The organism is Pseudomonas sp. BTN1 (assembly GCF_001907715.1).
Taxonomy (GTDB): Bacteria; Pseudomonadota; Gammaproteobacteria; order Pseudomonadales; family Pseudomonadaceae; genus Aquipseudomonas; species Aquipseudomonas paracarnis.
The window spans coordinates 124,091-146,854 of the sequence record NZ_MPBM01000018.1 but is presented as its reverse complement, the minus strand read 5'-3'; the positions used below and the strand labels follow the sequence as shown (position 1 = coordinate 146,854).

Here is a 22,764-nt window from a genome sequence, read left to right as displayed (position 1 = left end):
GGATGACCCTTATGCACCCACACATGATCAAACTGCTGAGCCTCTCGGGTCTGACCCTCGGCCTGCTGGCGGCCAGCCAGGGCGTACGCGCCGATGAAGTCAAAGCTCCTACCTTCACCGCTGAACCCTGCTGCAGCCTGTGCCCGGCCGCCCATGACGCGAAAAACTACACCACGCGCTACCAGCAGAACTTCACCACCCTGGTGCAAGCCCAGGGCGACTGGCTGTTCCGTACCCAGGAAGACCTGCGCACCGAGTTCGACACCACCCCGGCCGGCTACAAGCGCATGCAGCAGTTGCACGATGCGTTCAAGAGCAAGGGCGTGGAACTGGTGGTGGTCTACCAGCCGACCCGTGGCCTGGTAAACCGCAACAAGCTCAACCCTGAGGAAAAGGCCAGGTACGATTTCGACAAGGCCCTGACCAACTACAAGACCATGCTCGGCCGATTCGCCAAGATGGGCTACGTGGTGCCAGACCTGTCGCCGCTGACCAACGAGCAACTGCCGGATGAGTTGCCGGCCCACGATTTCTACTTCCGTGGCGACCAGCACTGGACCCCGTACGGCGCCCAGCGCACCGCGAAAATCGTCGCGGCCAAGGTCAAGCAGATGCCGGAATATGCCGAGATTCCCAAGCGCGAATTCGAGACCAAGCGCTCGGGCCGCATGGGCAAGACCGGCACCCTGCACAACATGGCCGGGCAACTGTGCGGCACCAGCTATGCGATCCAGTACATGGACCAGTTCACCACCGAACCCAAGGGCGAAGCCGGTGACGGCGACCTGTTCGGCGATTCGGGCAACCCGCAGATCACCCTGGTGGGCACCAGCCACAGCGGCAAGAACTACAACTTCGCCGGCTTCCTCGAAGAAGAAATCGGCGCTGACATCCTCAACGTCGCCTTCCCCGGCGGTGGCCTGGAAGGCTCGATGCTGCAGTACCTGGGCAGCGATGAATTCCAGAAGAGCCCACCGAAGATACTGATCTGGGAATTCTCGCCGCTGTACCGCCTCGACCAGGAAACCATCTACCGCCAGATGATGGCGCTGCTGGACAACGGCTGCGAAGGCAAGACCGCGCAGATGTCGGCCAGCACCACGCTCAAACCGGGCAAAAACGAACTGATGGTCAACAGCGCGAACAAAGACCTGCGCAACGCCAACCATCAGGTCGATATCCGCTTCGCCGATCCGTCGGTGAAAACCTTGCAAGCCACCCTCTGGTACATGAACGGGCGCCACGAGGACATCAAGATCGAGAAACCCGAAACATCCGATACAGACGGGCGTTTCGCCTTTGAACTGCGCACCGATGAAGACTGGGCCTCGCAGAACTTGCTGGCCGTGGAAGTGCAGGGCCCCGAAGCGGGCGCTGCGGCGCAGAAGGTTGAAGCGAAAATTTGCACACGCAACGTATTCCCAAGCGGTGGTCAGCAGACCGCCCAACTCGGGAAGTGAGGTTACTTATGCAAAAGTTATTGCTCCCTGGCCTGCTGGGCCTGGCCATGTTCGCAGGTTCCGTCAATGCAGCGGCGCCACTGCGTCCACCCCAGGGCTATTTCGCACCGATCGAAGCGTTCAAGACCGGCGATTTCAAGAATGATTGCGACAGCATGCCAACGCCCTACACCGGGCCGTTGCAGTTTCGCAGCAAGTACGAAGGTTCCGACAAGGCCCGTTCGACCCTGAATGTGCAGTCGGAAAAAGCCTTTCGCGACAGCACCGCCGACATCACCAAGCTGGAAAAAGACACCAGCAAACGGGTGATGCAGTTCATGCGCGACGGCCGTCCACAGCAGCTCGAATGCACCCTGAACTGGCTGGTGTCATGGGCCAAGGCCGATGCGTTGATGTCCAAGGACTTCAATCACACCGGCAAGTCCATGCGCAAATGGGCGCTGGGCAGCATGGCCTCGGCCTATGTGCGCCTGAAGTTCTCCGAGTCGCAGCCACTGGCCAAGCACCCGCAGGAAGCCCAGCAGATCGAAGCCTGGTTCAACAAGCTGGCCGACCAGGTGGTGAGCGACTGGGACAACCTGCCCCTGGAAAAAACTAACAACCACTCGTACTGGGCCGCCTGGTCGGTGATGGCAACGTCCATCGCTACCAACCGCCGCGACCTGTTTGACTGGGCGGTGAAGGAATACAAGGTCGGCGTGAACCAGGTCGATGACCAGGGTTTCCTGCCGAACGAATTGAAGCGCCAGCAACGCGCCCTGTCGTACCACAACTACGCGCTGCCGCCGCTGTCGATGATCGCCAGTTTTGCGCTGGTCAACGGCGTGGACCTGCGCCAGGAAAACAACAGCGCGCTCAAGCGCCTGGGCGACAAGGTGCTGGCCGGGGTGAAAGACCCGGACATCTTCGAGCAGAAGAACGGCAAAGAGCAGGACATGAAGGACCTCAAGGAAGACACGAAATTTGCCTGGCTTGAGCCCTTCTGCACCCTCTACACCTGCGCACCGGATGTGATCGAACGCAAGCATGGCATGCAACCGTTCAAGACCTTCCGCCTGGGCGGTGACCTGACCAAGGTCTACGACCCGGCGCATGAAAAAGGCAACAAAGGCAGCTAGTCGCTGATCGTTCCCACGCTCTGCGTGGGAATGCAGCACGGGACGCTGTGCGTCCCAAAGCGTGGCGCAGAGCGCCACAAGAGGCATTCCCACGCAGAGCGTGGGAACGATCACAACCTCCCCCGACATCGTGGGGGGGTTTGGGGGGGCTCTGGCCCTTGACTGTTGGTTAAACATGGAGAGATCGGGATGGTTTTCTCGTCCAATGTGTTCCTGTTTCTGTTCTTGCCGATCTTTCTCGGCTTGTACTATTTGAGCGGGCAACGCTATCGCAATCTGCTGCTGCTGATTGCCAGCTACGTGTTCTACGCCTGGTGGCGAGTGGACTTCCTGGCGCTGTTCGCAGCCGTCACGCTGTGGAACTACTGGATCGGCCTCAAGGTCGGTGCCGCCGGTGTACGCACCAAGCCGGCGCAGCGCTGGCTGTTGCTCGGGGTGGCGGTCGACCTGTGCATCCTCGGCTACTTCAAGTACGCCAACTTCGGCGTCGACAGCATCAATGTAATGATGAAGTCGGCAGGCCTGGAGCCGTTCATCCTCACTCACGTGCTGTTGCCGATCGGGATCTCGTTCTACATCTTCGAGTCCATCAGCTACATCATCGACGTGTACCGTGGCGACACCCCGGCGACCCGCAACCTCATCGACTTTGCGGCGTTCGTGGCGATTTTCCCGCACCTGATCGCCGGTCCCGTGCTGCGCTTTCGCGACCTGGCCGATCAGTTCAACAACCGCACCCACACCCTGGATAAATTCTCCGAGGGCTGCACGCGGTTCATGCAGGGTTTCATCAAGAAGGTCTTTATTGCTGACACCCTGGCGGTGGTGGCCGACCATTGCTTCGCCCTGCAAAACCCCACTACAGGCGATGCCTGGCTCGGCGCGCTGGCCTATACCGCGCAGCTGTACTTCGACTTCTCCGGCTACAGCGACATGGCCATTGGCTTGGGCTTGATGATGGGTTTTCGCTTCATGGAAAACTTCAAGCAGCCCTACATCAGCCAGTCGATCACCGAGTTCTGGCGGCGCTGGCACATCAGCCTGTCCACCTGGCTGCGTGACTACTTGTACATCACCCTGGGCGGCAACCGCAAAGGCACCCTGACCACTTACCGCAACCTGTTCCTGACCATGCTGCTCGGTGGTTTGTGGCACGGCGCGAACATCACCTACATCGTGTGGGGCGCCTGGCACGGCATGTGGCTGGCGATTGAAAAAGCCATCGGGCTGAACACCGCACCGCGCAGTTTCAATGTGCTGCGCTGGGCCTTCACCTTCCTGCTGGTGGTGATGGGCTGGGTGATCTTCCGCGCCGAAAACCTGCACGTTGCCGGGCGTATGTACGGTGCGATGTTCAGCTTTGGCGAGTGGTCACTGTCGGAACTCAACCGCGCCAACCTTACCGGCCTGCAAGTGGCAACCCTGGTGGTGGCCTATGCAACGCTGGCGTTCTTCGGCCTGCGCGACTTCTACACCAACCGCCCTGCCGAAAAGGCCAAGCCAGCCGACCCGAGCCTGATCAAGGCCGTACCGGGCGACAACCCTGGCAGCATCCACGAGCCCGGTTTCAGCGTGGGCCGTGACGCTGCCGTGCAACCGGCCTACTGGACCGCTGACTGGCCACGCTACGCCATGCGCGCGGCGGTGCTGCTGCTGTTCGTGGCGTCGATCCTGAAACTGTCGGCGCAGAGTTTCTCGCCGTTCCTTTACTTCCAATTCTGAGGGAGCCGACCATGACCCGTTCATTACGCGTCCTCTACATAAGCCTGTTCCTGGTGCTGTTGCTGGCACTCGGCGCCTGGTCGCTGCGCAGCTTCTTTGGCTTCAGCACCAACGCCGATGCCACCGTGCTCAACGGTCGCTGGACCAAAGCCGTCGAGACCCACTACGACGACGAGTTCCCGATCAAGCGCCTGGGCACCAACCTGTGGGCGGCGCTGGACTACAAGTTGTTCAATGAAGGCCGCCCTGGCGTGGTGCTGGGCCGCGATCACTGGCTGTACAGCGACGAGGAATTCAACCCCGCCGTCAACGAAGACCAGAACCTGCAAGGCAACTACGCGCTGGTCGAAGGCGTACGCCAGAAGCTCAAGGCCCAGGGCATCCAACTGGTGATGGCGATCGTGCCGGCCAAGGTGCGCCTGTATCCGGAACACCTGGGTGAGGTGAAACCGGCGAGCATCCACGCCAACCTGTACCAGGACTTCCACGCTCGCGTGGCGGCAGACAACATCCCGGCGCCAGACCTGCTCGGCCCGCTGCAACAGGCCAAGCTCGCCGGCAAGCAGGTGTTCCTGCGTACCGATACCCACTGGACCCCGGACGGTGCCGAAGTCGCCGCCAAGCAATTGGCCAAGGCGATTGCCGACAAGACCCCACTGAGCGGCGAGCCGCAGCGTTTTGTCACCGAGGCCGAGAAAACCGAACCGCATAAAGGCGACCTGCGTTTGTTCCTGCCCTTGGACCCGCTGTTCGAAAACCTGATGCCACCTAAAGAGCCGCTGGAAAAACGTGTCACCCACCTGGCCGAAGAGAAAGGTGATGACGCGCTGTTCAGCGACAGCGAAACCCCGGTGGCACTGGTCGGCACCAGCTACAGCGCCAACCCCAACTGGAACTTCGTCGGTGCACTCAAGCAAGCCTTGCACAGCGACGTAGTCAGCTACGCCGAAGACGGCCATGGCCCGATCCTGCCGATGCTCAGCTATCTCAAAAGTGATGACTTCAAGAACAGCCCGCCCCAGGTGCTGATCTGGGAGTTTCCTGAACGCTATCTGCCCGTGAATAACGAAATCGGTGATGCCGACCCAGCCTGGGTTGCGCAGCTTAAACAAGCCGGTTCGCGCCAACAGAACATGGCAATCAACACACCTAAATCCGAGACGCCCGACCGGGCGCAAAACTGAAAGAGAGGTAACTCACATGACTTTCACTACTACTCCTCGTCGTCTCGCTAAAACCCTGGCTATCGCAGCGGGCTTGAGCTTCGTATCCCTGTCGGCCTTCGCTGCCGGTGACGCCGCCCTGTACGGCCCGACTGCACCAAAAGGCTCCAGCTTTGTACGTATCTACAACGCCAGCAACCAGGAAGTCAGCGCCACCGTCGGCAGCACCAACCTCAGCGACGTTGCGCCACTGGCCAGCAGCGACTTCAGCTTCATGCCGGGCGGCGACTACAGCGCCAAGGTCGGCAGCCAGACCTTGCCGGTCAAACTGGCTGCCGACCACTACTACACCCTGGTCAACAGTGGCAGCGGCCAGCCGCAGTTGATTGAAGAGCCCCCGTTCAAGAACAAGCAGAAATCCCTGGTGCGCGTACAGAACCTCAGCGACAAGGCCCTGACCTTGAAGACCGCCGACGGCAAGACCGATGTGGTCAAGTCGGTGGCCGCCAAGGGCCGTGGCGAGCGTGAGATCAACCCGGTGAAAGTGAGCCTGGCGCTGTATGACGGTGACAAGAAAGTCGGTGATGTGAAGCCGGTTGCGTTGGAACGCGGTGAAGCGGCGGTGCTGTATGTCACCGGTTCTGGTTCGAGCCTGTCGCCAGTGTGGGTGAAACGCCCAGTGTCGACCCGCTGATTATTTCCCTGAGTTGACACGCCCCCTTGTGGGAGCTGGCTTGCCTGCGATGGCGGTCTTGTAGGCGCCATCGCAGGCAAGCTAGCTCCCACACTGACCGGGGTTCAACTCAGGACCGAGACAAAAACAAGAGTGAAACGACAAACCTTCGTAGCTCTGACCCATATCGATTCAAGGAGAAACACCATGATCCCAGTAATCCTTTCCGGTGGTAGCGGCTCACGTCTTTGGCCGCTTTCGCGTAAACAATTCCCCAAGCAGTTCCTGGCACTGACCGGCGAGCACACCTTGTTCCAGCAAACCCTGGAGCGCCTGGTGTTCGAAGGCATGGACGCCCCCATCGTGGTCTGCAACAAAGATCACCGTTTCATCGTCAACGAGCAACTGAGCGCACGCAAGCTCGACTGCCAGCGCATCCTGATGGAACCCTTCGGCCGCAACACTGCGCCGGCGGTGGCCCTGACCGCGATGATGCTGGTCAACGAAGGCCGTGACGATTTGATGCTGGTACTGCCCGCCGACCACGTGATCGACGACCAGAAAGCCCTGCAACGCGCACTGGCCCTGGCCACCGTGGCCGCCGAGCGGGGCGAGATGGTACTGTTCGGCGTGCCGGCCACCCGCCCGGAGACCGGCTACGGCTACATCAAGTCCACCAACGATTCGCTGCTGCCTGAAGGCGTGAGCCGCGTGCAACAGTTCGTGGAAAAACCCGATGAAAAACGTGCGGTCGAGTTCGTCAAAAGCGGTGGCTACTTCTGGAACAGCGGCATGTTCCTGTTCCGTGCCAGCCGCTTCCTCGAAGAGCTGAAAAAGCATGACCCGGACATCTACGACACCTGCGTGCTGACCCTGGAGCGCAGCGAGCAGACCGCCGATACCGTGACCTTCGACGACGCCACCTTCGCCTGCTGCCCGGACAATTCCATCGACTACGCCGTGATGGAAAAAACCCAACGCGCCTGCGTCGTGCCCTTGGCCGCTGGCTGGAGCGATGTCGGTTGCTGGGCCTCGCTGTGGGCGGTCAACGATAAAGACGCCAACGGCAACGTGAGCAAAGGCGACGTGGTGATCCAGGACAGCCGCAACTGCATGGTGCATGGCAACGGCAAACTCGTGTCGGTGATCGGCCTGGACAACATCGTGGTGGTGGAAACCAAAGACGCGATGATGATTGCCCACAAGGACAAGGTCCAGGGCGTCAAGCAGATGGTCAACACCCTCAACGAGCAAGGCCGCAGCGAGACCCAGAACCACTGCGAAGTCTATCGTCCGTGGGGTTCCTACGACTCGGTGGACATGGGCGGGCGTTTCCAGGTCAAGCACATCTCGGTCAAGCCGGGCGCGTGCCTGTCGCTGCAGATGCACCATCACCGCGCCGAACACTGGATCGTGGTCAGCGGCACCGCCGAAGTCACCTGTGACGACAACGTGTTCCTGCTCTGCGAAAACCAGTCCACCTACATCCCGATCGCCTCGGTGCACCGCCTGCGCAACCCGGGCAAGATCCCGTTGGAGATCATCGAAGTGCAATCGGGCAGCTATCTGGGTGAAGACGATATCGAGCGCTTCGAAGATATCTATGGTCGCTCGACACCGGTTGAACGTGGTGTATCGGTGAAAACTATCGCGCAGTAAAACAGTCGTACAAGAAGCCCTCGCCCAGCCCATTGCGTCCCCTATCCGCAGTGGGTTGGGTGGGGGCTTTTTACTGCTCGTTCCCACGCTCCGCGTGGGAACGCCGCCTGGGACGCTCCGCGTTCCGATTCACATCCGGTGCATGGGTGACGCGTCACGGGATGCATTCCCACGCAGAGCGTGGGAACGATCGAGCTGGCTTGCCTGCGATGGCGTCCGTGCGGCCAACACAATGCTCAAGCTAAGCAATCCCACCTACGCTTAAGTTAGGATGCTGGTTCCCTATTCGAGGTGGTCTCCATGTTCTTCGGCGTTCTCCTGATCATCACCTGGCTGATCCTGCTGCTGCGCTACCCAGCCAAGGCGCTGCCGGTATCGTTGGCCGCGGCCGTCGGCCTGGGGTTTGTCGCAGTGTGGGTGGTATGGCTGGACAACCGCGAAGCGTCGCAACTGGCGCGCCTTGAACTGCGCATCACCTACGCCCCACAGGAATGCCCGGCCGACCGTCCTTTAAAACTGACCCTGAACAACGGCAACGACGTGCCACTGACCGAACTGCGCTGGCGCGTCGCCGCCTATGCACCGGGCGATACGGTCAACCTGGCCGACAATGTCTACGCCGCCCCACGCTATCGCGGCCCCGGCGAGTTGCAGGCGGGCGCTACTTGGGATGACTGCCTGCCCACCCCGCCGCTGCGTCCCGGCTATCGCCCACAAACCCTGGAATTTCGCGCCGAGCACCTGCAAGGCAGTTTCTCGGACTGACAAAGGAATGATGCATGCCCAACGTACTGATCACCGGTTGTTCCAGCGGCATCGGCCGCGCCCTTGCCGAGGCGTTCAAAGCCGCAGGCTTCGAGGTATGGGCCAGCGCCCGCCAACCCGATGATGTCGCCGCGCTTACCGCCGCAGGCTTTAATGCCCTACAACTGGACGTCAACGACAGCGCCGCCCTGCAACGCTTGTCCGAGCAGTGGGGCGAGTTGGATGTGCTGATCAACAACGCTGGCTACGGCGCCATGGGCCCATTGCTCGACGGCGGTACCGAGGCGATGCAACGCCAATTCGAAACCAATGTGTTTTCCATCGTCGGCGTGACCCAGGCCTTGTTTCCCGCCCTGCGCCGCAACAAGGGCCTGGTGGTGAATATCGGCAGCGTTTCCGGCGTATTGGTGACGCCGTTTGCCGGCGCCTACTGCGCGTCCAAAGCCGCTGTGCATGCGTTAAGCGACGCCCTGCGCATGGAGCTGGCACCGTTTGGCGTGCAGGTGATGGAAGTGCAGCCTGGTGCGATCAATACAAGCTTTGCAAAGAATGCCGGCGCCCAAGCCGAATTGCTGATCCACGAACAGTCACCATGGTGGCCGTTGCGCGAGGGCATTCGGGCACGCAGCCAAGCGTCCCAGGACAAGCCAACCCCGGCCAGTGAATTTGCTGCAGACGTGCTCAAGGCGGTGCAGCACGTGCGACCGCCACGCCTGTTGCGTTCGGGCAACGGCAGCCGCGCGTTGCCATTGATGGCGGCACTGTTGCCAAAGGGTTTGCTGGAGATGGTGTTGAAGAAGCGCTTTGGTTTGAGTGGCAGCCTCTAGCCCTTCATAAAATCAATAAACGCCCGCACCTTCAGCGGCAGGTGCCGGGTATCCGGGTACATCGCGTAGACCCCTTGGGGGGCGAAGCGATGATCCGCCAGCACACGCACCAGCCGTCCGGCCTCCAAGTCTTCCTGCACCAGCCATTGCGGCAGAATCGCCACACCGTGGCCGCGCACAGCAAATGCCTGGAGCACTGCCGCACTATCAGCCACCAACGCAGCAGGCCCGACACGGTATTGATGTTGAATGCCCGCCGGGTCGGTGACGCTCAGTTCGGTCAAGCGGCCATGGCCCAACCGGGGGATCTGCTCCAGCTCTTCCAGGGTCTGAAGCCCGGCAAACTGCGGTGCCGCAACAGCAAACACATCGAACGTCGACAACTGCACCGCTCGATGATTGGAGTCCAGCAGGCGCCCCAGCCGAATCGCCACGTCAAAACGCTCGGAGATCAGGTCGGCGTGGGTGGAGGATGTGGATAAGTGGATATTCAGGTCCGGGTGCAGGCGTCGAAAGGCTTCTACCGCCGGAGCAACTACAGCCAGGGCATATTCGACAGTGGTGGTGATGCGCAGGGTGCCTTTGAGCTGGGCATGTTCACTGCGGGCTTCTTCTACCGCCAGGCGGGCCTCTTCAAGCATGCGCGTGCAGCGCAGGTAAAAGCGTTCGCCGGCATCGGTGAGCGCCAGTTGGCGGGTGTTGCGGGTCAGCAGGGTGACGCCGAGTTCCGCCTCCAGGCGCTTGAGGTTGAAGCTGACCACGGCGCGAGTCTGGCCCAGCAGGTCCGCGGCAGCAGTGAGCGAGCCGGCCTCGACCACAGCCTTGAAAGTGTCAAAACGGTCCAGGCTGACCATGATGGACGCCCTCCTTTGTCAAAATATTTTTGACAAACTAGCAGGCAAACCGGCGTATCCCAACCCCTGCTTGCGGCCTACCCTGCCGGCTTCACTTGCAGGAACGCGTTCATGACCTACCGCTCGAAAGTCGCCTGGATCTTTTTATTGGGTTTTGCCCTGGACCTGGTGAACATGTTTGTTGCCACCGTCGCCTACCCGGATATCGCCCGCGAGCTGCACGCCTCGGTCACACAGTTGGCGTGGATCAGTAATGCCTACATGCTCGGGCTGACAGTGATCATCCCCTTGAGTGTGTGGTTGGCGGCGCTCATGGGCGAGCGCACCCTGATCGCTTCCAGCCTGCTGCTGTTCGCCGGCGCCTCGGTGATGGTGGGCCAGGCCGGCTCCATTGAGGCGTTGATAGGCTGGCGCGCAGTGCAAGGGCTCGGTGGCGGTTTGCTGATTCCCGTGGGCCAGGCCATGGCTTACCGGCACTTCCCCGCCGCCGAGCGCAGCCAGCTGACGGCGCGGGTGATGTCGGTGGCGTTGCTGGTGCCGGCACTATCGCCAGCATTGGGTGGGGTGATTGTCGACACTGTGGCATGGCGCTGGATTTTCTACGCCAACTTGCCACTGGCCTTGGTGACCCTGCTGCTGGCCTTGTTGTGGATAAAACCCGACGCGCCCACCCGCGTGCGCCCACCTCTGGACCTGAGCAGCATTTTCAAACAGGTTGCCAGTCCGATGCTGCGCGTGGCGATGCTCGTCTACCTGTGCATACCCGGGGTGTTTATCGGCACCAGTCTGATCGCCATCCTTTATGTGCGCAGCTTGGGCTATGACGCCACCCAAACCGGCGCGCTGATGTTGCCCTGGGCGCTGGCCTCGGCAGTGGCAATCTACCTGAGCAAAAAACTCTTCAATCGCTGCGGCCCCAAACCCTTGTTGCTGGCGGGCATAGCGCTGCAATGCGCTGGCATCCTGTTGCTCAACGAGCCCGCGCTGATTATTGCGGCCTACGTCTTGATGGGCCTGGGCGGCAGCCTGTGCAGCAGCACTGCGCAAACTCTGGCCTTTCTGGATATTCCCGCCGAGCGCATGGGCCACGCCAGTGCGTTGTGGAACATGAACCGTCAAGTAAGCTTCTGCGTCGGCGCCGCCGTGCTCAGTGCAATACTGTCGGCCTTGGATTCCTTCGCCATAACCTTCACGATGGCGGCAGCTCTGACCCTGTTGCCGCTTTTCGCAGTGTTGCGCCTGGATGCTTCCAGAGTACGCACGCTGCTTCACCCTTGCAGCGAGCCCAAGCATGATTGACTACAGCGATTTTTTTGAAGAAGTGATCCAGACCCACGTCGAGATCGAGCAATGGTTTGCCGGGGTTGCGCCTCAGGGCACGCTGGAAAATCTGCTCGCGCGCTTCTCACCCGAGTTCAGCATGATCGCCCCCGCCACCGGTACGCGGGTCAACAGGGCCGGGGTCAATGCGTTGTTTACGCGTCTGGGCGGGATGCGTCCGGGGTTGAAAATCACCTTGAGTGAAATGACCGGCATCGACCGCCATGCGCGCGGCGCCACGGTGACGTATCGCGAGCATCAGATTGACGACAGCGGCACCCAGACCGACCGCCGCGCCACGGTGGTGTTCGAGAAACAGGCCAGTGGCGCGCTGCTGTGGCGACACCTGCATGAAACCTTTATCAAAGCCTGACGCGGTCAACTGTGGGAGCGGGTAAGCCCCCCCACAGTTTAGTTTTGTGTTGGGTTGACGATCACGGTGCAGGTAATCCCTGCCGCCAACAACACGCCTTCCGGCACTTCATCAATGTGAATCCGCACCGGCACGCGCTGAGCCAGGCGCACCCAGTTGAAGGTCGGGTTCACATCGGCGATCAGTTCACGGCTCTCGGGGTTGTCGCGGTCGTAGATGCCACGGGAGATGCTTTCCACATGGCCCTTCAAGGTCTCGCCGCTCATCAGCTGCATATCGGCTTTGTCACCCACCCTCACGTGGGGCAGTTTGGTTTCTTCGAAGAAGCCATAGACCCAGAACGAGTTCATATCCACCACAGCCATCTTCGCTTCGCCGATACGCGCATAGTCGCCACGGTGCACGTTGAGGTTGGTGACATAACCGTCCACCGCCGCCAGCACTCGCGTGCGTTTCAAGTTGAGTTCGGCGGCCTCCAGTTGCGCCAGGGCGTGCTGGTAATCGGCCAGGGCCGAGTCGGCGATGTTGCTGGCGTCGTCGCGGTTTTCCCTGGAGATCACTAGCGCGTCCAGGTCGGCGCGGCGGTGCGCGTTGACCTTGCGCATTTCCCAAGTGGCCTTGCGGGAGGCCACCAGCGATTGCGCTTGCTTGACGGCAATGCGGTAGTGCTCGGGGTCGATCTGCATCAGCAGGTCGCCTTTTTTCACCAACTGGTTATCGCGTACCGGCACGTCCACCACTTCGCCGGTAACGTCAGCCGCCACATTGATAATGTCGGCGCGCACGCGACCATCGCGGGTCCACGGCGTTTGCATGTAGTGCACCCACAACGTGCGGCCAATCCAGATCGCCAACGCCAGCACCAGCAAGGTGGCGAGCAGGCTGAAAAACTTTTTCATCGGGGCATTCTCAACGGTAGACGCTCAGCGCCAGGGCGCCGAACAGGCAAGCGAACAGGCTCAGGCGCAGCAGCGCCGGGTGCCAGAAGAAACGGTACAGGTCGAACCCGGCCAGGAAGCGGTCAACCGCCCAGGCCAGCCCCGCTGCGATCAAGAACATCAGGGTCATGGTCGGCATATAGATGCCGTGGAATGCAATTTCACGAGGCATTCGGGGCTCCTTTGAGGGCGGCCAGAGGCGATTGCGGGTCGAGCAACGAGGTGCGAATAAAGTGCAGGTAGCTCTTCACCCGGCGCAGAGCCGAGGTGTCGAAGTGCGGGGCGAAGGGTTCGTCGGTGGCCTGCACGCGGCTGATCGCATGGTCGACGGCAATCAACCCGCGCTCCAGGTTGCTGGCGCTGGGTTGCAGGAACAGCCGCACCAGCGAGCGTCCCATTACGCGGATCGCCTGGCGCCACGGCTGCGACTCGGCATACGCCGGGTGCACCGGCAAAATCGCCTGCTCCTTGCGCAGTTCGATGATCGCGTGGCCGACCTCCAGCACCACGAACATCCAGCGCAGCAAATCGCGTTGCACCTGCGGCTGGCCCGCCGCGAGGCCATACGCCTGGTGCAGCAGGTCGCGGGTGCGGCTTTCAAAGCTCGACGCCAGGCCCTTGAGCTTGCCGCTGATGGCATACACCACCTGCTCACGCAGGTCTTGCTCCAGGCGGCGCCACAACCAGCGGCTGTTGGGCGGCAAAATGATCGCCCCCGCCGCCGCGCATACCAGCATGCCGATGACCATGGCGATGTAGTCGTTGATAAAGGTGTAGGGGTTATAGACTGTGAGGTTGTCGGGCACCGAGCCGGTGCTGAAGAAGATCAACAGGCCCACACCCACACCGGCGTATTGCGGGCGTGAAGACAGAAAGGCCCCGAAGATGATCACCGGCGCCAGCATCACGCACAGCAGCGGGAAACCGTCGATCCAGGGAAACACGAAGAACATTTCGACAAAGCCGACCAAGGCGCCGATCAAGGTACCGCAGGCCATCTGGAACGCCATGCGCTTGGGGTTGGGCGTGGCAGCAGACAGGCCCACCGTGGCCGCCGCGATCAGGGTCATGGTGGCGCCGCTGGGCCAGGCCGTGGCCACCCAGTAACTGCCCAGCACAACCAAGATAAACGAGGCGCGCACACCGGCAGCGGCACAGGCCAGCCAGTTGGTCTTTGGCGTGTAGGCTTCGTGCCAATCCTCCCGCGCATGGCGATGCTCGGCCAGGGACGCGTGGGTTTGCGCGTAGTTGTGCAGGTCGTCGACGAAGCGGTACAGCAGCTCGTAGGCAGTGTGGAAATCCAACTGCTCGGCGTCCGTCGGGTTGTCTTCCTGGAAGCTCGCCCGCAGGCTGCGCACCTTGGCGGGCAGGCCGTCCTTGTAGGCGCTCAGTTGGTTGACCAGGCGCGCGGCATCCAAGCTGGTGAGGGCGCGGCCAGAGAAGCCGTCGAGCACTTCGGCCAGGTCTTGCAGGCCGGGCTTGATCGCTGCCACTACATGGTCGGCCTCATCGGCGCGCAAGCGTTCAAGCAATTGGTGCAAGGCGTTGAAGCGCGTGGTGATGCTCATGAATTCGCTGTTAAGGCGACTGAGCCGCCCGTTACGCCGACGCATGTGCGGGTCTTCGAACACAGTGACGCTGCGCAGGCCTTCCAGCCCCACGGCTTCGGCAATAAAGCGCACGTTGCTGGCCTCGAAACCTTCGCGTTGGCTGCGCCCGCGCAGGCCATCGGTCACAAACAGCGCGAACACACCGAAGCGCTGGTACAGCGCGTTGCGCATGGCGGCGCTGGAGGTCTGCGGCAGGATGGCGGCGCTGACCAGTGTCGAGCACAGTATCCCCAGGGAGATTTCCAGCACCCGCCACACCGCCGCCATGAAGGCGCCGTCCGGGTGGGCCAGGGCCGGCAGGCCGACCATCGCCGCGGTGTAGCCGGCGAGCACGAACCCATAGGCGCGAAAGTTGCGGTTGCGCGTGGCGCCAGCGGTGCAAATGCCGACCCAGATCGCCAGCGCACCCAGGAACAGTTCGGTGTTCTGCGCAAACAAAGCGATCAACAGCACCATCACCGCCGAGCCTGCCAAGGTCCCGAGGAAGCGATAGAAACTCTTGGCGAACACCTGGCCGCTCTGGGGCTGCATCACGATAAATACGGTGATCATCGCCGTGCGCGGTTGCGGCAGTTCCAGGCGCATCGCCAGCCACAGCGTCAGGAACGCAGCGACCAGCACTTTGAAGATATACACCCAGGTCACGCCATCACTGCGTGCCCAGTCGAAAAAACCACGGCGCCACTCAAGGGAATGCAGCCAGCGCAGCGGTGCAGGCAAGGGAGTCATCAAGGCCTACTCAGTGATCAAACACGGCGAGCGCCGCCGGAGTCTTGCTTGGGAGTGTCTTGGCAGCCGTGGGCACATCATCGCCAGCACCGAGGCCGCCGCCCAAGGCGGTCACTAGCTCGGCATGGGCGCTGAGGCGTGCCGCCTGCACCTGTTGTGCGATCTGCTGCTGGCGAAACAACAAGGTTTGGGCGTTGAGCACGTTGAGGTAATCAGTGAGGCCACGCTGATAGGCGATCATGGCGATGTCGTAGGTTTTCTGCGCCGAGGCCACCGACTGCGCGGCAAAAACCGATTGCTTGTCCATGGATTCGCGGCGGATCAACTGATCGCTGATGCCCTTGAGCGCATTGACCAGGGTCTGGTTGTACTGGGCCACCGCGATGTCGTAGCCGGCACTGGCTTCACCCAATTGCGCACGTAGACGGCCGCCGTCGAAGATCGGCAAGGTGATCGCCGGGCCGACGTTGTAGTTAAATTTCTTGCCGGCCAGAAACTCCAGCATACCGCCGCCGGTGGCCATGTAGCCGAGGCTGCCGACCAGGTCGACGTTGGGGTAGAAGCCTGCATGAGCCACATCGATACCCCGTGCCTGGGCCGCTACCTGCCAGCGACTGGCGACCACGTCCGGGCGTTGGCCGAGCAATTGCGCCGGCAGGCTGGAGGGCAATTTCAACGGCGCGGCGAGGGCCAGGGTCGGGCGCTGCAACTGCGCGCCCTCCCCCGGGCCTTTGCCGGCCAACGCGGCCAGCTGGTTACGGCTCAGGGCGATTTCCTCGTCGAGGGCATCCAGTTGGCGATGGGTTTCCGGCAGCGGGGTTTCAGCCTGGCTGACGTCAAAGTGAGTACCGATCCCAGCGGCCAGGCGTTTGTTGGCCAGGTCCAGGATCTGCTGTTGCTGGGCCAGGGTGGCGGCCGCGATGTCACGGTTGGCGTACTGCAACGACAGCTGGATATAGGCGCGCACCACGTTGTTTTGCAGTTCGAGCTGGGCCAGGCGCGCTTCGGCGGCGCTCATGTGCGCCAGGTCGACCGCACGTTCGGTCGTGTTGCTTTCCCGGCCCCACAGGTCGAGGGCGTAGCTCAGGCCCAGGGACGAATTGTTGTCCCAGGTGTTGGCGCCGCTCAATTGGCCGGGGCCGTAGAACTGATCCTTCGGCCAGTTGTGACGCTTGAGGGTGGTGTCGCTGTTGATCTGCAGCGACTCGGCCGACTCGGCCACGCCGGCCAGCGCCCGAGCTTGGCGTACGCGGGCGGCGGCTACGGCCAGGCTGGGGCTGTTGCGGGTGGCGAGTTCGACCCAACGGTTGAGCTGCGGGTCGCCGTAGGCCTGCCACCATTGGGCGGTGGGCCAGTGGGCGTCGCGGTCGGCGCTCTGGATCGCGGCGTCGGTGGCCAGGCTATTGGCGTTGATCGCCTGGCCTTGCGGGGCGATTCCTCCGGTTCCGATGCAACCGCTGATGACTGACGTTAAAGCCCAAACACTGAGAGTCTTCAGCTCTCTGCTGATGCGACGCGGCACGGCAAGCGAATTCCTGAGAGGGTGTTGCGGGAGAGGTGGCGCAATTCTAGGCGGCGCCAGGGAGGACGATAAGCTGGCATTCCTGTGAATCTTTGTTACCGTTCAGGCGATAATCCGTTGGTAGGGATCACTGAAAGCGTAACTTTCTGTCACAATTTGCTATCTCCCTTGAGAACACTCCATGGACACTTTGCAAAACATGCGCGCCTTCAGTTGTGTGGCCGAAGCCGGCAGCTTCACCGCCGCCGCCGTGCAACTGGACACCACCACGGCCAACGTCTCGCGCGCGGTCTCCAACCTTGAGGCCCACCTGCAAACCCGCTTGCTCAACCGCACCACCCGACGCATCGCGCTGACCGAAGCCGGCAAACGCTATTTGCTGCGCTGCGAGCAGATCCTCGCCTACGTCGAAGAGGCCGAGGCCGAGGCCAGCGACGCTCACGCGCGCCCGGCCGGGCAGTTGAAAGTGCACACCATGACCGGCATCGGCCAGCATTTCGTTATTGACGCCATTGCCCGCTATCGCCGCACCCATCCCGACGTGACCTTCGACCTGACCCTGGCCAACCGCGTGCCGGATTTGCTCGATGAGGGCTACGACGTGTCCATCGTGCTGGCCAGCGAACTGCCGGATTCAGGTTTCGTGTCCCAGCGCCTGGGCATCACCTACAGCATCGCCTGCGCCTCGCCGGACTACGTCAAGGCCAAGGGCTGCGCACAGCGGCCCCAGGACTTGCTCAACCATGCGTGCCTGCGCCTGGTCAGCCCAGTGGTCCAGTTGGACAAATGGACCTTCAACGGCCCTGAAGGCCAGGAAAGCGTGGCGATCAACAGCTCGCCGTTCCTGGTGAACTCGGCCGACGCGATGAAAACCGCGATCACCAGCGGCATGGGCGTCGGCCTGCTGCCGGTGTATGCCGCCATCGAAGGGCTGCGCAATGGCACGCTGGTGCGGGTGATGCCGACCTACCGTTCCCAGGAGCTGAACCTGTACGCCATCTATCCTTCGCGCCAATACCTGGATGCGAAGATCAAGACCTGGGTGGAATACCTGCGCGGTTCGTTGCCGGAAATTCTGGCGGCGCACCAAGCGGAGTTGGTGGCGTATGAGTTGAGCGGTGGTGTGGGTGGCGTGCGGATGGCGAACTGATTTTGGCATGCTGCTTCCCCACCCCCTATAAATTCATTGTGGGAGCATGCAAGCCAGCTCCCACATGTTGAGTGGAGTTCTGCAATGAAAAAGACTGTCCTGGCCTTCAGCCGTATCACCCCGCCCATGATCGAACGCCTGCAACAGGATTTCGAGGTGATCGTGCCCAACCCCAAACTGGGTGACATCAACGCACAGTTCAACGAAGCCCTGCCCCATGCCCATGGCTTGATCGGCGTGGGCCGCAAGCTGGGCCGCGAGCAGCTTGAAAGCGCGAGCAAGCTGGAGGTGGTGTCCAGCGTGTCGGTGGGCTACGACAACTACGACGTGCCGTACTTCAACGAGCGCGGGATCCTGCTCACCAACACCCCCGATGTGCTCACCGAGAGCACTGCCGACCTGGCCTTTGCGTTGCTGATGAGCAGCGCCCGCCGCGTGGCCGAATTGGACGCCTGGACCAAGGCCGGCCAATGGAAAGCCAGCGTGGGCGCGCCTTTGTTTGGTTGCGATGTGCACGGCAAGACCCTGGGCATTGTCGGCATGGGCAATATCGGCGCGGCCGTGGCCCGGCGTGGGCGCCTGGGCTTCAACATGCCGATCATTTACAGCGGCAATAGCCGCAAGACCGCGCTGGAGCAGGAACTGGGCGCGCAGTTTCGCAGCCTGGAGCAGTTGCTGGCCGAGGCGGATTTCGTCTGCCTGGTGGTGCCGTTGAGCGACAAGACCCATCACCTGATCAGCACTCGGGAGCTGGGGTTGATGAAGCCCAGCGCGATTCTGATCAATATTTCCCGTGGGCCGGTGGTGGATGAGCCAGCGCTGGTCGAAGCCCTGCAAACCCAACGCATTCGTGGCGCCGGGCTGGATGTGTATGAAAAGGAACCGCTGGCTGAATCGCCGTTGTTCCAGCTGAGCAATGCGGTGACCCTGCCGCATATTGGTTCGGCCACCGGTGAAACCCGCGAAGCCATGGCCAACCGCGCCGTGGACAACCTGCGCAGCGCCCTGCTGGGCCAACGCCCGCAGGATCTGGTGAACCCACAGGCCTGGAAGGGCTGATACTGGACTTAATGTGGGAGCTGGCTTGCCAGCGCCCACATAAACAGTGCCCGACACAAAAATCCGGTTAAAGCCCAGGCCAGCCAAGTCGATAACTCTCTATAGATCGTCATCCCTGATCCACAGAAGGTTTTTATGTCCACCACCAAAGCCCGCGCAGACTCACTCTCGCTTCTGCTCTTTACCTTGCGCAGCGGCAAGCTGATGGCCATCAACCTGTTGAAAGTCAGTGAGATCATCCCCTGCCCGCCGTTGACCAAGCTGCCGGAGTCCCACCCGCACGTCAAAGGCATCGCCACCTTGCGCGGCGCTTCGTTGTCGGTGATCGACTTGAGCCGCGCCCTGGGTGAAATGCCTTTGCAAGACCCGGACGGCGGCTGCCTGATCGTCACCGATGTCAGCCGTTCCAAGCAGGGCCTGCATGTGCAGGCGGTGAGCAAGATCGTGCATTGCCTGACCACCGATATCCGCCCGCCGCCCTACGGCTCCGGCGGCAATCGGGCGTTTATCACCGGTGTGACCCAGGTGGAAGGTGGCCTGGTGCAGGTGCTGGATATCGAGAAAGTCATACATGGCATCGCCCCGGCACCGATTGAAGCGGCGCCGACCGACCTGACCATGGAAGAAGCCGAAGTGCTGGGCAACGCCCGCATCCTGGTGGTGGACGACAGCCAGGTGGCTTTGCAGCAATCGGTACACACCCTGCGCAACCTCGGCCTGACCTGCCACACCGCCCGCAGCGCCAAGGAAGCCATCGACGTGTTGCTGGAACTGCAAGGCACGGTTGAACAGATCAACGTGGTGGTGTCGGACATCGAGATGTCTGAGATGGACGGCTACGCCCTCACCCGCACCCTGCGCGAAACCCCGGATTTCAAGGACCTCTATGTGCTGTTGCACACCTCCCTGGACAGTGCGATGAACAGCGAAAAAGCGCGCCTGGCCGGCGCCGACTCGGTGCTCACCAAGTTCTCATCCCCAGAGCTGACCAAATGCCTGGTGGTCGCCGCGCAAACCGTGGCGCAAAAGGGGCTGTAAGCCTTGGCCGAGTATTACCAGTTGCTGCGTCGCGACCTCACCGGCAGCCTGCCCGCCCCGCAGTGGCCAGCGAATACCCGGCTGGATCATTATCGCGATGAGCTAGCTCCGGCGATCCATGCCGTGCTGCGCATGACCCAGGACCAAGGCGGCGGCCGTGTCGGCCACCTGGAGGAGTGGCGCCAGCAGTTCGTCACCGATGCCGACTACGACCCGACGCTGTGTCTGGTGGCGAGTAACCGCGACGGTATTCTCGCAGTGGCACAATGCTGGACCAGCGCCTTTATCAAGAACCTGGCCGTACACCCCTGTGCCCAAGGCCAAGGGCTGGGCCGCGCCTTGCTGCTGCACAGCTTCCAGGTGTTCAAGCAGCGCAGCGAACCCTATGTGGACCTCAAGGTGCTGGAGAGCAACCTGCGCGCCCGGCAACTGTACGAAAGTGCGGGCATGCGGTTTGTGCTGCGCGACATCGTATCCAAGGGCTGATCCTCACTGGCGCATAACTTGCTTCCAGAGCCCCTGAGCGGTAGATAAAGGTAAAAACCCGTCACCCCTCAAGCGTGCCCTCTGACCTTGCCTGGTGACAGATCCGCCATGAACACACACTTTTCCTGCGTCGGTTGCGGTAAATGCTGCAGCGACCATCACGTGCCCCTGACCCTCGAAGAAGCCCGCAGCTGGGCGGCGGACGGCGGCAACGTCATCGTTCTGGTCGAGGGCTTTCTCGGCAATGGCCTGGGCCTGCCCCTGCAACAACGGGAACACGCTGAGCGCCGCTCAGTGGTCGTGCCCAGCGGCAATACCGAGGCGTTTGTGGCAATTACCTTTGCCGCCTACAACGCCGGACGCTGCCGGAATCTTGACGAAGACAACCGCTGCCGCATCTACGAACGGCGCCCGCTGGTGTGCCGCATCTACCCGATGGAGATCAACCCGCATATCCCGCTGAACCCGAGCGCCAAGGACTGCCCGCCCGAATCCTGGGAGCAAGGCCCCGCGCTGATCGTCGGTGGCGAGTTGATGGACGCACAACTGGCCGAACTGATTCGCCGCTCACGCCAGGCCGACCGTGATGACGTGCAGACCAAAGAAGCGGTGTGCGCGTTGCTCGGCATCCGCACGACCGCGCTCAAGGGCGACGGGTTTACCGCGTACTTGCCGGATATGCAGGCGTTTGCCCAGGCCATTGAACAGGCGGTTGAACAGCCGGCGGTGACCAATGAATGGGTGTTTCATGTGTCCGGGATGGACGTCGCCGAACAGGTGCTGGATGCCGGAGCGCAAATTGCCACTGAGGTGCCAGCCAATTATGCGTTTATCTCGTTGAGGGCGGCTTAAGCCGCTGCGGCCTCATGACGGTATGGGTATCTAACTCAACTTCGGGTGCAAAGCTGCACACACATTAGCGCTCATGGACGGGCGGGCAATACACCGAGGCGATAGGGCTGGAGGATGCGTTGGTATTCGCCATTCTGCATCAGTTGCTCAAGCGCGTGATTAAGCTCATTACGCAACGCGGTATCGGTTTTTCGCACCGCGATCGCCACGCTATTACCCAGCAGGCCAGACGACACAGGCGGGCCCATGAAGTCGAAGTCCAGGCCATCGGCCGTGTCGAGCAGGGCTTCACGGATCTCCACGACGCCTTGCAGGGTCGCATCGATATCGCCCGAAACCAGGCTCTGCACCAGTTGGTCGTTCAGCCAGAAACTCCTGATGATCACTCCCGCCGGCGCCCACTGCGACAGGGCGTAGGCTTCACGATTACTGCGCACCAATACCCCGACCCGCTTGCCCTTGAGCAAGCGCCGATCAGGGCGCAGGCCTGAGGTTTTACGCGCCACCAGCCGCGTGGTGATCGGGTAGAGGTCATCGGTGAAACTCACCCGTTTGCGCCGACGGCAGGTGGGCGCCATGCCCATGATCGCGTCGAACTGCCTGGCTTCAAGGGCCGGGAAGTTTTCCATCACGACCTGGTCAACCCAGGTACAGCGCACGTTGAGCTGCTCGCAGAGGGCATTGCCCAGTTCGATATTCAGCCCCACCAATTGCCCTTGGGAATTGCGGCTTTGAAAAGGCGGGAAATGCGCGGCAACGGCGAAACGGATTTCACGCCGCGGTTGCACGTCGGCGGCAACGACACTTGTCGAGAGCAAGAGGGCGAGCACCGCACAGAGGTGTATCAGGGCCACGGGAATGTCCTTTTCCGGAAAGCTGACTCACCACGCCCCGATGAGCGTCATCGGGACGAAGCAAACGCTGTGCAAGCTTTCAAGAATCGGTCGCGGACCTACAAGCAGAAATTTCTACGGGCAATGTAGGTAACAGCCTATAACGCACCTACGGTTTTAATCTCAGCGTTTACCCATGGACCGGCGAGTGCCCGGAGGCGCCATGCCCGGCGTCTTGGTATGGCCGTTCTTGGCGCCGCCTTTGTACCAGGGCTGGCTGGCATTCTTGGCGCCAGCCAGCTCGCCCGGTTTGAAGGGGAACTTAAACGCCGGGATCTCGGTTTTTTCAACGCCGTCGGCGGTGGCCGAATCGACGAGGTCAGCCGCGTCGACAGGGGGTTGGGTTGGGGAAGTCATAGGGGCTCCGGCGCAGCTATAGGTGTAAAAGCGCGAGTATACGGGGGCAAAGCGGCAAGCGGTAAGCTTCAAGCCACAAGTAAAACGCGCTAGCTGTCGCGGCTGTCAGTTTCGCGTCACCGTGCTGACCGTATTACCGGGCTATAAAGCAGCTACCCAACCTTCAACTGGCAGCTTGCGGCTTAAAGCGTGCAAC

22 protein-coding genes are annotated in these 22,764 nt (G+C 61.6%); 15 read left to right on the top strand and 7 right to left on the bottom strand.

Annotated features, from left to right (window positions below):
• The first annotated feature begins 11 nt into the window (after nucleotides 1-11).
• The 8 genes from BMH52_RS07540 to BMH52_RS07505 all read left to right on the top strand — a co-directional run bounded on the left by BMH52_RS07540 (nucleotide 12) and on the right by BMH52_RS07505 (nucleotide 9,387).
• Nucleotides 12-1,460 (top strand): alginate O-acetyltransferase, encoded by a 1,449-nt coding sequence (locus BMH52_RS07540; RefSeq protein WP_073843310.1) that lies wholly within the window; start codon nucleotides 12-14, stop codon nucleotides 1,458-1,460.
• 8 nt (nucleotides 1,461-1,468) lie between these two features.
• Nucleotides 1,469-2,578, top strand: a complete 1,110-nt coding sequence (locus tag BMH52_RS07535; protein ID WP_073843294.1) for a mannuronate-specific alginate lyase — start codon at nucleotides 1,469-1,471, stop codon at nucleotides 2,576-2,578.
• A gap of 189 nt (nucleotides 2,579-2,767) precedes the next feature.
• A complete protein-coding gene (locus BMH52_RS07530) occupies nucleotides 2,768-4,300 on the top strand; it encodes an MBOAT family protein (RefSeq protein WP_058409878.1) in 1,533 nt (510 codons plus the stop codon).
• An 11-nt stretch (nucleotides 4,301-4,311) separates the two neighbouring features.
• Entirely contained in the window at nucleotides 4,312-5,484 is a 1,173-nt protein-coding gene (locus BMH52_RS07525) for an alginate O-acetyltransferase (RefSeq protein ID WP_073843292.1), read from the top strand.
• 16 nt (nucleotides 5,485-5,500) lie between these two features.
• Nucleotides 5,501-6,157, top strand: a complete 657-nt coding sequence (locus tag BMH52_RS07520) for an alginate O-acetyltransferase AlgF (protein ID WP_032893493.1) — start codon at nucleotides 5,501-5,503, stop codon at nucleotides 6,155-6,157.
• 186 nt (nucleotides 6,158-6,343) lie between these two features.
• Nucleotides 6,344-7,795: a mannose-1-phosphate guanylyltransferase/mannose-6-phosphate isomerase gene (locus BMH52_RS07515; protein ID WP_032903349.1), complete on the top strand. Its 1,452-nt coding sequence runs from the start codon at nucleotides 6,344-6,346 to the stop codon at nucleotides 7,793-7,795.
• A 300-nt stretch (nucleotides 7,796-8,095) separates the two neighbouring features.
• Nucleotides 8,096-8,560 carry a multidrug transporter gene (locus tag BMH52_RS07510; protein ID WP_072434202.1) on the top strand — a complete coding sequence of 155 codons (465 nt, stop codon included), beginning with the start codon at nucleotides 8,096-8,098 and terminating at the stop codon, nucleotides 8,558-8,560.
• A 14-nt stretch (nucleotides 8,561-8,574) separates the two neighbouring features.
• Nucleotides 8,575-9,387 carry an SDR family oxidoreductase gene (locus BMH52_RS07505; protein ID WP_073843290.1) on the top strand — a complete coding sequence of 271 codons (813 nt, stop codon included), beginning with the start codon at nucleotides 8,575-8,577 and terminating at the stop codon, nucleotides 9,385-9,387.
• Here BMH52_RS07505 and BMH52_RS07500 read toward each other — a convergent pair.
• On the bottom strand, nucleotides 9,384-10,241 hold the full coding sequence (locus BMH52_RS07500; RefSeq protein WP_073843288.1) for a LysR family transcriptional regulator: 858 nt from the start codon (nucleotides 10,239-10,241) through the stop codon (nucleotides 9,384-9,386). The two genes, BMH52_RS07505 and BMH52_RS07500, sit on opposite strands and share 4 nt — an antisense overlap.
• A 111-nt stretch (nucleotides 10,242-10,352) precedes the next feature.
• Here BMH52_RS07500 and BMH52_RS07495 point away from each other — a divergent pair, with 111 nt between their 5' ends.
• Together BMH52_RS07495 and BMH52_RS07490 are read left to right on the top strand one after the other, a co-directional pair.
• Entirely contained in the window at nucleotides 10,353-11,540 is a 1,188-nt protein-coding gene (locus BMH52_RS07495) for an MFS transporter (RefSeq protein WP_073843286.1), read from the top strand.
• Complete coding sequence (locus BMH52_RS07490) at nucleotides 11,533-11,934, top strand: nuclear transport factor 2 family protein (protein WP_014716994.1); 402 nt, start codon at nucleotides 11,533-11,535, stop codon at nucleotides 11,932-11,934. The genes BMH52_RS07495 and BMH52_RS07490 overlap by 8 nt, the downstream gene beginning before the upstream one ends.
• A 38-nt stretch (nucleotides 11,935-11,972) precedes the next feature.
• On the opposite strand, the gene BMH52_RS07485 is transcribed toward BMH52_RS07490, so the two are convergent.
• Genes BMH52_RS07485 through BMH52_RS07470 form a run of 4 tightly spaced genes read right to left on the bottom strand, consistent with a single transcriptional unit; the run spans nucleotide 11,973 to nucleotide 16,733 of the window.
• The gene (locus tag BMH52_RS07485; protein ID WP_014716993.1) at nucleotides 11,973-12,833 is read right to left on the bottom strand and encodes an HlyD family secretion protein; all 861 of its coding nucleotides are present in this window, start codon (nucleotides 12,831-12,833) and stop codon (nucleotides 11,973-11,975) included.
• A 10-nt stretch (nucleotides 12,834-12,843) separates the two neighbouring features.
• Nucleotides 12,844-13,044 carry a DUF1656 domain-containing protein gene (locus tag BMH52_RS07480; protein WP_003188711.1) on the bottom strand — a complete coding sequence of 67 codons (201 nt, stop codon included), beginning with the start codon at nucleotides 13,042-13,044 and terminating at the stop codon, nucleotides 12,844-12,846.
• Entirely contained in the window at nucleotides 13,034-15,211 is a 2,178-nt protein-coding gene (locus BMH52_RS07475; protein WP_014716992.1) for an FUSC family protein, read from the bottom strand. The genes BMH52_RS07480 and BMH52_RS07475 overlap by 11 nt, the downstream gene beginning before the upstream one ends.
• Before the next feature lie 10 nt (nucleotides 15,212-15,221).
• Complete coding sequence (locus BMH52_RS07470) at nucleotides 15,222-16,733, bottom strand: efflux transporter outer membrane subunit (RefSeq protein WP_073843285.1); 1,512 nt, start codon at nucleotides 16,731-16,733, stop codon at nucleotides 15,222-15,224.
• A gap of 181 nt (nucleotides 16,734-16,914) precedes the next feature.
• Here BMH52_RS07470 and BMH52_RS07465 point away from each other — a divergent pair, with 181 nt between their 5' ends.
• The 5 genes from BMH52_RS07465 (at nucleotide 16,915) to BMH52_RS07445 (ending at nucleotide 21,318) form a co-directional block, all read left to right on the top strand.
• Nucleotides 16,915-17,883, top strand: coding sequence for a LysR family transcriptional regulator (locus tag BMH52_RS07465; protein ID WP_038448973.1), 969 nt, complete (start codon nucleotides 16,915-16,917; stop codon nucleotides 17,881-17,883).
• An 84-nt stretch (nucleotides 17,884-17,967) separates the two neighbouring features.
• The gene (locus BMH52_RS07460) at nucleotides 17,968-18,942 is read left to right on the top strand and encodes a D-glycerate dehydrogenase (protein WP_073843283.1); all 975 of its coding nucleotides are present in this window, start codon (nucleotides 17,968-17,970) and stop codon (nucleotides 18,940-18,942) included.
• Between the two features lie 135 nt (nucleotides 18,943-19,077).
• Nucleotides 19,078-19,980 (top strand): chemotaxis protein CheV, encoded by a 903-nt coding sequence (locus BMH52_RS07455; protein ID WP_014716988.1) that lies wholly within the window; start codon nucleotides 19,078-19,080, stop codon nucleotides 19,978-19,980.
• Between the two features lie 3 nt (nucleotides 19,981-19,983).
• On the top strand, nucleotides 19,984-20,466 hold the full coding sequence (locus BMH52_RS07450) for a GNAT family N-acetyltransferase (protein ID WP_072434197.1): 483 nt from the start codon (nucleotides 19,984-19,986) through the stop codon (nucleotides 20,464-20,466).
• Nucleotides 20,467-20,574: 108 nt separating this feature from the next.
• Entirely contained in the window at nucleotides 20,575-21,318 is a 744-nt protein-coding gene (locus BMH52_RS07445) for a YkgJ family cysteine cluster protein (RefSeq protein ID WP_019816937.1), read from the top strand.
• 71 nt (nucleotides 21,319-21,389) lie between these two features.
• Here the strand turns inward: BMH52_RS07445 and BMH52_RS07440 are convergent, their stop codons facing one another.
• Complete coding sequence (locus tag BMH52_RS07440) at nucleotides 21,390-22,172, bottom strand: transporter substrate-binding domain-containing protein (protein ID WP_072434195.1); 783 nt, start codon at nucleotides 22,170-22,172, stop codon at nucleotides 21,390-21,392.
• 162 nt (nucleotides 22,173-22,334) lie between these two features.
• Nucleotides 22,335-22,568, bottom strand: a complete 234-nt coding sequence (locus BMH52_RS07435; RefSeq protein WP_014716984.1) for a hypothetical protein — start codon at nucleotides 22,566-22,568, stop codon at nucleotides 22,335-22,337.
• Between the last annotated feature and the right edge of the window lie 196 nt (nucleotides 22,569-22,764).